This window comes from Synechococcus sp. R60.1, assembly GCF_047461835.1.
GTDB lineage: Bacteria > Cyanobacteriota > Cyanobacteriia > Thermostichales > Thermostichaceae > Thermostichus.
Genome location: NZ_JANSIA010000088.1, coordinates 1 through 13,172, shown reverse-complemented (window position 1 = coordinate 13,172; position 13,172 = coordinate 1). Strand labels below are relative to the sequence as shown.

The 13,172-nt window shown below is 55.3% G+C and carries 7 protein-coding genes; all 7 read left to right on the top strand.

Annotated elements, in window-relative coordinates:
• Positions 1–245 precede the first annotated feature (245 nt).
• The 7 genes from NW834_RS11450 (at position 246) to NW834_RS11420 (ending at position 13,060) form a co-directional block, all read left to right on the top strand.
• On the top strand, positions 246–3,845 hold the full coding sequence (locus tag NW834_RS11450) for a helicase-related protein (protein WP_414328702.1): 3,600 nt from the start codon (positions 246–248) through the stop codon (positions 3,843–3,845).
• A gap of 29 nt (positions 3,846–3,874) precedes the next feature.
• Positions 3,875–4,579, top strand: coding sequence for a Uma2 family endonuclease (locus NW834_RS11445; protein ID WP_414328701.1), 705 nt, complete (start codon positions 3,875–3,877; stop codon positions 4,577–4,579).
• 100 nt (positions 4,580–4,679) lie between these two features.
• Entirely contained in the window at positions 4,680–7,712 is a 3,033-nt protein-coding gene (locus tag NW834_RS11440; RefSeq protein ID WP_414350150.1) for a DUF1156 domain-containing protein, read from the top strand.
• Positions 7,713–7,781: 69 nt separating this feature from the next.
• A complete protein-coding gene (locus NW834_RS11435) occupies positions 7,782–8,429 on the top strand; it encodes a Uma2 family endonuclease (RefSeq protein WP_414329080.1) in 648 nt (215 codons plus the stop codon).
• A 47-nt stretch (positions 8,430–8,476) separates the two neighbouring features.
• Positions 8,477–9,049, top strand: coding sequence for a Uma2 family endonuclease (locus NW834_RS11430; protein ID WP_414329684.1), 573 nt, complete (start codon positions 8,477–8,479; stop codon positions 9,047–9,049).
• Positions 9,050–9,086: 37 nt separating this feature from the next.
• Entirely contained in the window at positions 9,087–9,659 is a 573-nt protein-coding gene (locus tag NW834_RS11425) for a Uma2 family endonuclease (RefSeq protein WP_414426307.1), read from the top strand.
• Between the two features lie 38 nt (positions 9,660–9,697).
• Positions 9,698–13,060 (top strand): Swt1 family HEPN domain-containing protein, encoded by a 3,363-nt coding sequence (locus NW834_RS11420; protein ID WP_414419198.1) that lies wholly within the window; start codon positions 9,698–9,700, stop codon positions 13,058–13,060.
• The last annotated feature ends 112 nt before the right edge of the window (positions 13,061–13,172 follow it).

Below are 13,172 nucleotides of genomic sequence, written 5' to 3'. Positions count from 1 at the left end.
TTTGGAAACAAACAGAATGCTATCGCTGCATAGTTGAACAGTGATGTTCAGCAGTGTTCAGCGTAAATGTATCAGGACTTAAAACCGGCTTAAAACCGTCGTGAAGCCGCTTGCCAACTCCAAACTGCTGTCTCCTTTTATGGAAGAAGGGGACTTTTGCTGTGGGAAAAGAGCTGGAAGTGAGCGCAACATAGCAATGGGGAGCTGGAACAGGCTCCGCTCGCAGCTCTGGAAACCCGCAGTTTATGGCTCGACTGGAAGATCTCACCCCTGGCGCCAAGGTCAAAGGGATCCTGCCCAATCAAACCGTTGCCATCGTGAGTGTGAGGTGGTACGGCAGCAGCACCATCGAGGCCATCTACAAAGACACTCAGGGGCGTCTCCATTCAGAGCTTCTGTTTCGGGATAAAGAGCCAACCCTAGAGGTGGTAGCCGAGGGATCCCTTGGCAACTTCGAGGGAGACGGCGCCTTATTTCGCCTAGCTTCAGAGGCCTATCGGATTCGGCTGGCGCACCTGTTTGATCCCTTGCTGGCCGTTCACACCTCTCTGGTAGAACCCCTGCCCCACCAGATCAGCGCCGTCTATGGGGAAATGCTCACGCGGCAGCCGCTGCGGTTTTTGCTGGCCGATGACCCAGGTGCCGGCAAAACCATCATGGCAGGGCTTTTGGTTAGAGAGCTATTGATTCGAGGTGACTTGCACCGCTGTCTCATCGTTTGCCCGGGGAGTCTAACGCTGCAGTGGCAAGATGAGATGGTGCAAAAGTTTCATTTGCCCTTTGAGATCTTGACCAACGATCGCATTCAAGCCGCCCGAACTGGCAACCCTTTCCTGGAGATACCTCTTCTCATTGCCCGCCTCGATAAGCTCAGCCGAGATGAGGCCCTGCAGGAGAAACTGAGGCAAACTGATTGGGATCTGGTTATTGTTGATGAGGCCCACAAACTCTCCGCATCCTTCTTTGGGGGAGAAATCAAAGAAACCAAGCGTTACAAGCTGGGCAAGTTGCTCTCGCAGCTAACACGCCACTTTTTACTGATGACAGCCACTCCCCACAACGGTAGAGAAGAAGACTTTCAGCTTTTTTTGGCTTTGCTGGATGGGGATCGCTTTGAGGGGAGATTCCGAGATGGAGTTCATACCTGTGATGCCTCGGATTTGATGCGGCGGCTGGTGAAAGAAGACCTGCTCAAGTTCGATGGCAAGCCTCTCTTTCCCGAACGGCGAGCTTACACCGTCCAGTACGTCTTGTCTGACCTGGAAGCCAGGCTCTATAAGGAAGTGACCGATTACGTGCGCGAAGAGTTTAACCGCGCGGAAGCTTTAGAGCAAGGTAGCCGCAAAAGGACGGTCGGTTTTGCTTTAACCATCCTGCAACGTCGGCTAGCCTCTTCTCCAGAAGCGATCTACCAATCCTTGCTGCGAAGACGAGAGAGACTGCAGCGGAAGCTAAAGGAAGAACAATTGCGCAGCCGGGGAGACAACCTTGCTTTTACCACTTCCCTGCTAGACGAAGAAGGCTGGGATGAGGATTTTGAAGACTGCCCTGCTGAAGAGCGGGAACCGCGAGAAGAAGAGCTGGTAGATCAGGCAACTGCCGCCCGCACAATTGTCGAGCTGCAGGCAGAAATTCAGCGGCTGCAGGAGCTGGAAAAATTAGCCTTGCAAGTGAGACGTAGCGGCAAAGACCGCAAGTGGGAGGAGCTATCGAAACTCTTGCAAAATCAGGGGGAGATGTTTGATGCCGGCGGACATCGGCGCAAGTTGGTTATCTTCACCGAACATCGAGATACCCTCAACTATCTGGCTGACCGAGTGGGGAACTTGCTGGGCCAACCGGAAGCGGTGATCACCATTCACGGCAGCATGGGTCGAGAAGAGCGCAAAAAAGCCGAGGAAGCCTTTAAACAGGATCCCGCCGTTCAAGTACTCATTGCTACCGATGCTGCGGGAGAAGGGATCAACCTTCAACGGGCCCACCTGATGGTGAACTACGACCTGCCTTGGAACCCCAACCGCCTGGAGCAGCGCTTTGGGAGAATTCACCGCATTGGTCAAACCGAGGTCTGCCACCTGTGGAACCTAGTGGCCGAGGAAACGCGGGAAGGAGATGTCTACTTGGCTTTGCTGAAAAAAATAGAAATCGAGCAAAGGGCCTTGGGGGGCAAGGTCTTCGATGTCCTGGGCAAAGCGATTGCCGGTCAAGAACTGCGAGAGCTGCTGATCGAGGCCATTCGCTACGGGGATCGTCCAGAGGTCAAGGCCCGACTCAATCAAGTGATTGCAGATCGCCTAGACCACGAGCGGCTCAGGGAACTCCTGGCAGAACGCGCCCTGGCCCACGACTCGATGGATACGACCAAAGTGCAGCAAATCCGGGCGGAAATGGAGCGAGCCGAGGCCCGCAAGCTCCAGCCTCATTTCATTGCCTCCTTCTTCCTAGAAGCTTTTCAACGCTTGGGTGGCACCATTCGAGAGCGGGAACCCAAACGCTATGAAATTACCCATGTGCCGGCAGCAATTCGCAATCGCGACCGCCAGATTGGGTTGGGCGCACCCATCTTAAAAAAATACGAGCGGATTACCTTTAACAAAAACCTCATCAGCGTCCCCAACAAGCCCCCGGCAGAGTTCATCTGCCCAGGCCATCCCCTGCTGGATGCCACTCTGGACTTGGTTTTGGAGCAACACCGAGATTTGCTCAGACAGGGATCCATCCTCGTCGATGAAAACGATCCCGGCGAAACACCACGGATACTGGTGTACCTAGAGCATGCCCTTCAGGATGGGCGCCTAGACCGAAATGGCCAGCGACGGGTTATCTCCCGACGGATGCAATATGTGGAGATCTTTCTCCCCGCTCCCCAAGGGCTAGGAGGAGGAGAGAGCGTCAGGGTAAGAAGCGCCGGCTATGCTCCCTACTTGGACTACCGGCCCCTAACTCCCGCAGAGCGCGACCTTGTGAAAGCGAAAGCTGGATCCCACATCCCCCAGCTCTCGGCTTCAGAGGTAGAAAGCCAAGCCATCGCTTACGCCATTGAGCGTTTAGTTCCCCAGCATTTCCAGGAAATCAAAGCTCAGCGGGAAGAATTGATCAACAAGACGGAGCTGGCTGTTAAAGATCGCCTCACCCGAGAAATTAACTACTGGGATCATCAAGCTGCACAGTTGCGGCTGCAAGAGCAAGCCGGCAGGCCCAACGCCAAGCTCAACTCTGCCAAGGCTCAGCAGCGGGCGGATGAGTTGGCGGATCGCCTTCAGAAGCGCCTATCGGAGTTGGAGCAGGAGCGCCAGCTATCCTCCTTGCCGCCGGTGGTAACCGGGAAAGCCTTGGTGATCCCCATCGGACTGCTGCAGCGGCTACAGGGCAAGCGAGGGTCAACCCCTACCACCTTTGCCCGCGAAACCCGGCGAGTAGAACAAGCAGCAATGGCTGCCGTTATGGCCATAGAGCGGGCGTTGGGCTACGAACCTCGTGATGTCAGCGCTGAAAACCTGGGCTATGATATCGAATCCGCTGGAAGGGAAGGCCTTCGCTTCATTGAAGTCAAAGGCAGAGTTGAGGGAGCAAAGACGGTAACCGTTACCAAAAATGAAATCTTGACAGCTCTCAACAAACCCGACCATTTCATCCTGGCTTTGGTAGAAGTGCCAGCCGATCCCGCCTTTCCAGAAGGGGATGCCTTCAGGGTAAAGACCCCTGCAGGCACCTACACCGTGCCGGGCGAAGGCTGCCAGGTGCGGTATGTGCGGCGGCCTTTTCAACGGGAGCCGGATTTTGGGGCCAGTAGCGTCAACTATGATTGGAAAGAATTGTGGAATCGAGGAAGGGATCCCAAATAGATACTAACTTTCATTGGTAGGATGAATTCATGCTACTGGAATTGCGGCAAATCCATGTTCCAGCAGGTCAGCGAGTTGTCTTGCAGGGCATCTCTTGGCAAGAGTTTGAAACCATACTGAGCGAATTGGGAAACCAGCGGGGGTCTCGGTTGGCTTACGATCATGGCTTGCTGGAGATCATGATGCCGCTTCCAGAGCATGAGGATGATAAAGAGATCATTGGTGATTTAATTAAAGCGCTGTTGGAAGAGCTGGATATTGAGTTCCGCAGTTTAGGTTCGGTGACCTTAAGAAAGCCTACAACTTATGGCCTGGAGCCTAACCAGTGCTTTTATATTCAGAATGAGCTAGCAATTCGCGGCAAGAAACGAATAGATCTCATGATCGATCCACTACCCGATCTTGCAATTGAAGTTGATATCACATCCCGAACCCATCTTGATCTTTACGCAGCACTTCAGGTACCGGAGCTATGGCGATTTGATCAAGGCATTCTTCAAGTTAATGTACTCCGATTTGGCAATTACCAAGAAGTTGATGAAAGCCCAACTTTCCCAGGCTTAAACCTAAAGCAAGTTATCCCTCATTACCTACAGGAGAGCAAAGTCTTAGGTAGAAACAAAGCAATTCAAGCATTCCGCCGATGGGTACAAGGACAAATCCAGTCGTCGTCCAGAAAAAGTAGCAACTCAATCGGCACCCAACATGGCTTGTCCCAAATCAAGATGCCTTAGTTGTTCTTGAACAGGCTGGAGCCATCTTTTCGTTGAGCCCGCCTTCCCCTCAGACTAAACTCTAAACTGCAGCCTGTTTAACCCGACCGATCCTTATCTAATGAGCCGCCGCAAGAAGCTGATTGAAGTTGCCCTGCCCCTCGAAGCCATCAATCTGGAATCGGCTCGCGAGAAATCCATCCGCCATGGCCACCCCAGCACCCTGCATCTCTGGTGGGCGCGGCGACCCCTAGCAGCCTGTCGGGCAGTGCTCTGGGCTTCCCTGGTCGATGACCCTTCCAGTTGGCCGGACAAGTTCCCCACCGAGGCCGACCAAGAGCGAGAGCGGCAGCGGCTGTTCAACATCCTGGGCCGCATCGAGATCGAACAGGGGAAGCGGGTCGTGCGGGGTCTGGTGTCCTGGGATGACGTGAACAATCCAAACTCCGGCGTGCTGGAGGCAGCGCAGCGAGAAATTGCCCGATGTCTAGCCTGGGATCGAGGAGAAGAGCCCCCTACGGATCCGGCAGCCGTTAGAGCATACATCGCCAAGTACGCGCCGCCCGTTTACGATCCCTTTGCCGGTGGCGGATCCATCCCGTTGGAAGCGCAGCGCTTGGGGTTAGAGGCCCATGCCAGCGATCTCAACCCGGTGGCGGTGCTGATCAACAAGGCATTGATCGAGATTCCACCGAAGTTTAAGGACAAAGCCCCCATCAACCCTGAAGATCGGGCTAAGAAGCATATCTCAGCCTGGCGGGGTGCCCAAGGATTGGCAGCAGATGTCCGGTATTACGGGGCTTGGATGCGGAAACAAGCCTTTGAACGCATTGGACATCTCTATCCTTCCTATTCAAACCCCAAAGGCACAGAGGAGTTGACGGTGATTGCCTGGTTGTGGGCGCGGACGGTGACCTGTCCAAATCCAGCCTGCCGCTGTCAGATGCCCTTGGTGCGATCGTTTCAGCTTTCGACGAAGAAGGGGAAAGAGGCTTGGGTAGAGCCAGTGGTGGTGAATGGGGGAGAGAGCGCTTCTGCTCCCTCAATCCGGTTTGTGGTCAGGTCAGGTAAGGGCAAAGCGCCGGAGGGAACCGTAGGCCGCAAAGGAGCACGCTGCATTGCCTGCGGAACACCTGTGCCGCTGGAGTACATCCGCAAAGAGGGTCAGGCCGGACGCATGGGATCCCAGATGATGGCCATAGTGGCAGAGGGACAAAATGGCAGGGTGTATCTATCACCTCAACAAGAACACGTTGAAATTGCTGAATCAGCACAACCCACTTGGAAACCAGATGCCAATTTACCCCATAATCCAAGGGATTTTAAGACTCCCAACTATGGGATGAGGAAAATCTCAGATCTCTTCACCCCCCGGCAACTGGTGGCCCTGACGACCTTCAGTGATTTGGTGGCGGAAGCACGGGAAAAGGCCATTGCCGATGCCAAGGTGCTACGCACCGCTGACGCGACCGCCGCCGGACTCCCCGATGACAACGTGCCCTTGGCCGAGGGTGGAACAGGAGCTAGAGCCTATGGAGAGGCGATTAGCGTTTATTTGGCGTTTGCTGTCGATCGATTAGCAGATAGATGCTCAGCAATTTGTAGCTGGGATGTTGGATATGCAAAAGTTCGGAATATATTTGGAAGACAAGCTATTCCAATGGTTTGGGACTATGCAGAATGCTGCCCCTTCAGTGAATCAACTGGAAATTGGATAGCTTGTGTAGATTGGGTTTGGAAAGTAGTGGAAAAATCCTCTAACTTCACGAATGCTCAAGTCACCCAACACGACACAACAGTCCCTCACCTTCAGGACACCATCCCCAAAATTATCTCCACTGATCCTCCCTACTATGACAACATTAGCTATGCCGATTTATCAGACTTCTTCTATGTTTGGCTGCGCCGTTGTCTCAACTCTGTATACCCCGATCTTTTTAGCACTCTTTTGGCTCCCAAGGATCAAGAGTTGGTAGCTACTCCCTACCGTTTTAGTGGAGACAAGCAAAAGGCTAAAGAGTTCTTCGAGGCAGGATTAAGTAAGGCTTTTAACCGAATTCGCGGCATTTCTCATGCCGATTACCCGCTCACGGTTTACTACGCCTTTAAGCAAACGGAAGAAGACACCTCTCCCCAAGGACAAGGGGAAGATGAAGAGGATGATGACACGGACAAGCCTATCCCCCTCTCCCGTACTGGTAGGGGAGCCAGGGGTGAGAGCCCAGAGCGCATGAGTGGCCGAGTCTCTACGGGTTGGGAAACCATGCTCGAAGGCTTGATCAGGGCTGGGTTCACCATTGACGGCACTTGGCCTCTGCGAACCGAACTCGCTAACCGCATGATTGCATCTGGCACTAACGCCCTCGCTTCCTCCATCGTTCTAGTCTGCCGTCCTCGTCCTGCCGATGCGCCCAAGGCTACCCGTCGCCAATTCCTTGCCGAGCTGAAGCGCGAGCTGCCTGAGGCTCTCAAGCTTCTGCAGCAGGGCAGCATTGCTCCTGTGGACTTGGCCCAAGCCAGCATCGGCCCCGGCATGGCCATCTATTCCCGCTACGCTGCGGTTTTGGAAAGCGATGGCTCGCCCCTGACCGTCCGCACTGCCCTGCAGCTGATCAACCAGTACCTAGATGAATATCTCAGCGAACAGGAAGGGGAACTCGATGAGGGCAGCCGCTGGGCCACCACTTGGTTTGCCCAATATCAATTTGAGCCAGGCCCCTACGGGGAAGCAGAAGTCCTCAGCAAGGCCAGAAACGTCAGCATTGAGTCCCTTGAGGAACTTGGGATCCTAGAAGCCAAGGCCGGCAAGGTGCGGTTGTTGAGAAGAGAGGAAATAGCCCAGAGAAAAGAAAAGGGAGCAGATTCCCTCTCCTTGCTCCTTGCTTCCTCCGCCTGGCTCATCACCCAGACCCTCATCCACACCCTCGATCAGAAAGGGGAAATGGGAGCCGCCGCTCTCCTGGCTAGCTTGGCAGATGGAGGTGCAGTGGCCCGCGACCTTGCCTATCGGCTCTATACCCTCTGCGACAAAAAAGGCTGGGCTCAAGAGGCGCTGGTCTATAACACCCTCGTCATTGCCTGGCCGGAAATTAACCGGCTAGCATCCGAAATGAAGAAAAAGCAGCATGATCCTTTCCAGCCCAGCTTGCTTTAGCCCCCTACCTCTGGGGGAAGCAAAGCCTAAAAGACCTCAGAGATTTCTATCCTTACACCCAACCAGACGATGGTCACCCTCCAGCTTCGACAACTCACCATCCCACCCGGCCAGCGCCTGCTGATTCACAATCTGAATTGGTTAGACTTTGAAGCCATCCTAGATGAGCTGGGCGAAAAGCGAGCCAGCCGCATTGCCTACAGCGATGGGATATTGGAAATCAGAATGCCCTCACCCAAGCATGAGCGAGAAAAATCCATCATTGGAGACATTGTCAAAATCTTGCTAGAGGAACTGGAAGTTGACTGCGAATGTTTTGGGTCAGCTACCTTCAAACAGCAAGCAATGAACTACGGGATCGAACCTGATGAATGCTTCTATATCCAAAATCACCAGGCCGTGATTGGCAAAGATCGGCTGGATCTATCTGTTGACCCGCCTCCGGATCTGGCCATCGAAGTGGATGTTACTTCCAAAACCCAGATTGAGGCTTACACCCGCCTAGGAGTGCCCGAACTTTGGGTTTATCAAGGCAACCAGCTAACCATCTACATCCTGCAATCCGGCCAATATCAGGCTTCTGCCACTAGCCCAACCTTTCCTCAGCTACCGATTTTAGAGTGGGTGCCAGAAGTCTTGGCCCAAAGTCGAGATCTGGGTAGAAGTCCAGCCCTTCGTGCCCTTCGCCAAAAAATACGCTCTATCTTAGGGAATTAATACGAGCCATAGGCCACGTACTCTGAGAGTTTTGCCCAAAGAAGATGATGCTTGCCCTCAACCTGCAACCGGCTTTGAATTTAACCGATGAAGTTTTCGAACAGCTTTGCCGGCAAAATCCTGAGCTGCGCCTGGAGCGCACTGCCCAAGGAGAACTGATCGCCACGGCCCCTGCAGGCAGCGAAAGCAGCCGTCAAAACTTGAGCCTCAGCGCCCAGCTCTGGCAGTGGAACCGGCAAACCCAGCTTGGTGTAGCCTTTGACTCCTCTGCAGGTTTTGCCCTGCCGAATGGGGCCATCCGCTCTCCCGATGCCGCTTGGATTGCCAAAGAGCGCTGGCAGCAGCTTACCCCAGAGCAGCGCCGTCGCTTTGCTCCTCTTTGCCCTGACTTTGTGCTGGAACTAAAGTCTCCTACTGACGAGCTGGCTATCCTTCAGGCCAAGCTGCAGGAGTACCTGGACAACGGATCCCAACTGGGCTGGTTAATTGACCCAGAAAAGGGCCAAGTTTACGTCTATCGCCCAGGTCAGCCGGTACAGGTTTTGGAGCGACCTGCTAGTTTGTCTGGGGATCCGGTTCTCCCTGGCTTTGTTGTGGATCTCACTTTAATCTGGGAGTAGCGCCCCCGGGCCCTGAGTTGCTCTGCAGGCAAAGCTTATGATTGCCCTCAACCTGCAACCGGCTTTGAATTTAACCGATGAAGTTTTCGAACAGCTTTGCCGGCAAAATCCTGAGCTGCGCCTGGAACGCACTGCCCAAGGAGAACTGATTGCCATGGCCCCTGCAGGCAGCGAAACTGGATTCCGCAATGCCGACCTGCTGGGCCAACTGTGGCAGTGGAATCGAGGCAAGAACTTAGGTTTTGTCTTTGACTCTTCCGCGGGCTTTGCCCTGCCCAATGGGGCCATCCGCTCTCCCGATGCCGCTTGGATTGCCAAAGAGCGCTGGCAGCAGCTTACCCCGGAGCAGCGTCGTCGCTTTGCTCCTCTTTGCCCCGACTTTGTGCTGGAACTGAAGTCCCCCACTGACGAGCTGGCTATCCTTCAGGCCAAGCTGCAGGAGTACGTAGACAACGGATCCCAACTGGGCTGGCTGATCGATCCAGAAAGCCAGCGGGTTTACGTCTACCGCCCAGGTCAGCTGGTGCAAGTTTTGGAGCGACCTACTAGCTTGTCTGGGGATCCGGTTCTCCCTGGCTTTGTTGTGGATCTCACTTTAATCTGGAAATAATCGACCCACCCCCTAACTTCAATTTCATTCAATCACTTATGGCTATCAGCAACCACGAACGAGTTGGACGCGCCCTCAACCTTCTGCGGCAGGGGCTTTATCCTTTTGTCGTGCGGGAGATGCAAGCCTTCCATGGAGAGAAGTGGCTGACAGTTGTCGCCGACAACCTGCCCGAGCGCTCTCCCAAATTCAAAAGTCCTGAGCAGATCCTGGAGGAAGATGTTTTGGCGCTGCTGACTCTCATGTGGGAGCAGTGGAACACCGTCTTCAGGCAAACTCTGGGACAAGCGGAGCGCACCCTAGTCAGCGAGCTGCGCAATACCCGCAACACCTGGGCCCACACCTGCACTTTTGGTTTTGACGATGCCTATCGCGCCCTCGATAGCGTTGCCCGACTGCTGAGCGCCATTGCTGCCCCCCAAGCTGCCGAAGTTGAAAAACAAAAACAAGAGCTACTGCGACTGCGCTTCGAAGAACAGGCCAAGCGGGAAAGCCGTCGCGCTATGGGATCCCCTACAGAAGGTCAGCCCCAGGCTGGCCTCAAGCCCTGGCGCGAGGTTGCCACTCCCCACCCCGATGTGGCTTCAGGTCGCTTCCAACAAGCCGAATTTGCCGCCGATCTTTGGGAAGTCTACCTGGGCGAAGGTTCGGATGAGTACCGGGATCCCGTCGAGTTCTACCGCCGCACCTACCTTACCGAGGGATTGCAACAACTGCTCACCAATGCCCTGAAGCGCCTCAGCGGCCAAGGGGGGGATCCCGTGATAGAGTTGCAGACCAACTTTGGCGGCGGCAAAACCCACGCCATGCTTGCCCTCTACCACCTCTTTGGAAGAGGGGCTAGGGGTGAGGGCCCCCTACCCGGCACAGAGTCTCTTCTCCAAGCCGTCGGCCTGCAGAGACCACCTCAAAACGTCAGGATAGCCGTCCTGGTGGGGAACAAGCTCCAGCCCAGCGGCATTCCCTCCTACAAGCCTGAGCACGCCCAGCAAAACCGCCCCCTGATCCGCACCCTTTGGGGGGAGTTGGCCTGGCAACTGGGAGGTGCCGAAGGCTATGCGCGGGTGCAGCAGGCCGACGCAACTTCCACCAACCCCGGCGATGCGCTTAAAGTCTTGTTCAACCGCTATGCCCCTTGCCTGATCCTAATCGATGAGTGGGTGGCCTATGCTCGCCAACTCCACGACAGCCCTGACCTAGCCGGCGGCAGTTTCGACACCCAGTTTACCTTTGCCCAAACCCTGAGCGAATCGGCCAAGAACGCAAAAGATACACTGCTGGTGGTGAGCCTTCCTTCTTCGGATATCGAAATTGGCGGGGAGCGGGGCAAAGAAGCTCTGGTTCGCCTGAGAAATGCCATTGGCCGGGTGGAATCCCCTTGGCGGCCCGCGAGCGCTGAAGAAAGCTTTGAAATTGTCCGCCGCCGCCTGTTTCAGCCCCTCACCAATCCCGAGCTATTTGTGCAGCGGGATGCCGTGGTGAAAGCGTTCATGGATCTCTATCGCAGCCAAAGCCAGGAATTTCCCAGCGAGTGCAAAGAAAGTGACTACGAACGCCGCCTCAAGGCTGCTTATCCCATTCACCCAGAGCTGTTTGACCGCCTTTACTCCGACTGGTCTACTCTCGACAAGTTTCAACGCACCCGCGGTGTGCTACGGCTGATGGCCAGGGTCATCCACACCCTCTGGGAGCGAAATGACCGCAGCCTGATGATCCTGCCCGCCCACATCCCCATGGACGATCAACAGGTACAAGCAGAGCTGACCCGCTACCTAGACGACAACTGGCTGCCGGTAATCGACAAAGACGTGGATGGCCCCACTTCCCTGCCCCTGACTCTCGACCGAGATCACCCCAACCTGGGCCGGTATTCCGCCTGTCGCCGGGTTGCCCGCACCATCTACATGGGATCCGCCCCCACCCTGCGGGCCGCCAACCGCGGCATTGAGGAGCGCCGCATCAAGCTGGGCTGCGTGCAACCGGGAGAACACCCCATCACCTTCGGCGATGCCCTGCGGCGGCTATCCGACCAGGCAACTTACCTATACGGAGATGGCAGTCGCTACTGGATTTCCACCCAGCCCAACGTCAACCGCACTGCTCAGGAGCGAGCCGAGCAACTGTTGAGGGACGAGCCCCACACCCTCTGCCAAGAGATCATCCGGCGCCTCAAAGCCGACAGAAATCGCGGTGAGTTCAGCGCCGTTCACGTTGCCCCCGACTCCACTGCCGATATTCCCGACGATCCCACTTTAGGCGTGCGGCTGGTGATCCTGCATCCTCAGTATTCCCATAGCCGGGGTAGCCAGGATAGCCCTGGGCGAGTCTGGGCTGAGCAGGCCCTCCAGCGTCGCGGCAGCGGCCTCCGCTACTACAGGAACATGCTGCTGTTTTTGGCGCCCGACAAAACCCGCCTGGAAAGCCTAGAACGCAATACCGCCCAATACCTAGCTTGGAAAGGGATCCTGGAAGACAAAGATCTCCTCAACCTAGATGCCTTCCAAACCGCCCAAGCCAATACCAAGCTGCACCAATCCGAGGCTGCTGTTGAGGCTGCTCTGCGGGAAACCTATCAATGGCTGCTGATCCCAGCCCAGCCTGATCCCCAAGGCAGTCTAGAGTGGAAAGAATGCCGACTGCAGGGGCAAGATTCCCCCATTTTGCAAGCCAGCCGCAAAGCTGTCCACGAGGGGGATCTGGTTACCGCTTACTCTGCCATCACCCTCCGCCTGGATACGCTGGATAGATTCCTCTGGCGCGAGGCTGATCACATCGATCTCAAACGACTGTGGGAATGCCTGGCCCAGTACCTCTACCTACCCCGCTTGAAAGACCCATCCGTTCTTCTAAGAGCTGTAGAAGACGGGGTAGCCTCAACTGCTTGGGAGGATAGCTTTGCCTACGCAGAGGCCTTCGATGAGTCCAAAGGCAAATACCTCGGCTTGCAAGTGGCAGCCATAGTCAAGCCCAGCATCGGTTCCAACAGCCTGCTGGTCAAGCCAGAGGTTGCCCGCCGTCAATTGGAAGCCCTTCAAGTTCCTTCCCCAAAGGCGCCCTGCATCTTCCCAGACAGCACTCCGCCTCTTCCTGGCCCCAGCGAGGAGGATTCCCCAGTTACGAATCAAGGAAATCAAGTTTCCCAGCCGGCGTTGCCGAGGCGATTTTACGGCAGGGTGGAAATGGATCCCCTGCGGGTCAACAGAGATGTTGCAACCCTTGCCGACGAGGTCATCCGGCACCTGACCAATCTGCCAGGAGCCACTGTCAAAATTACCCTGGAAATCGACGCGGAAATACCGGAAGGCTTACCGGAGAGCGTGAGGCGCACGGTAGCGGAAAACTGCCGAACCTTAAAGTTCTGCACCCTGGAGTTCGAGGACAATCCGCATAGTCATTTTTAAGCGGGAATGAAACTTTTTCCTTAGCATTGTGCACTAGCTGATACATTCACGCTGAACTCTCCTGAACATGGTTCAGGAAAGAAGCGATCGCATCCTGCCTATCTCTGAGCAG

What these genes read in the sequence shown, in the direction of transcription:
- NW834_RS11440 (WP_414350150.1), top strand. Translation starts at nt 4,680, where the DNA reads ATGAGCCGCCGCAAGAAGCTGATTGAAGTTGCCCTGCCCCTCGAAGCC.
- NW834_RS11435 (WP_414329080.1), top strand. Translation starts at nt 7,782, where the DNA reads ATGGTCACCCTCCAGCTTCGACAACTCACCATCCCACCCGGCCAGCGC.
- NW834_RS11450 (WP_414328702.1), top strand. Translation starts at nt 246, where the DNA reads ATGGCTCGACTGGAAGATCTCACCCCTGGCGCCAAGGTCAAAGGGATC.
- NW834_RS11445 (WP_414328701.1), top strand. Translation starts at nt 3,875, where the DNA reads ATGCTACTGGAATTGCGGCAAATCCATGTTCCAGCAGGTCAGCGAGTT.
- NW834_RS11425 (WP_414426307.1), top strand. Translation starts at nt 9,087, where the DNA reads ATGATTGCCCTCAACCTGCAACCGGCTTTGAATTTAACCGATGAAGTT.
- NW834_RS11420 (WP_414419198.1), top strand. Translation starts at nt 9,698, where the DNA reads ATGGCTATCAGCAACCACGAACGAGTTGGACGCGCCCTCAACCTTCTG.
- NW834_RS11430 (WP_414329684.1), top strand. Translation starts at nt 8,477, where the DNA reads ATGCTTGCCCTCAACCTGCAACCGGCTTTGAATTTAACCGATGAAGTT.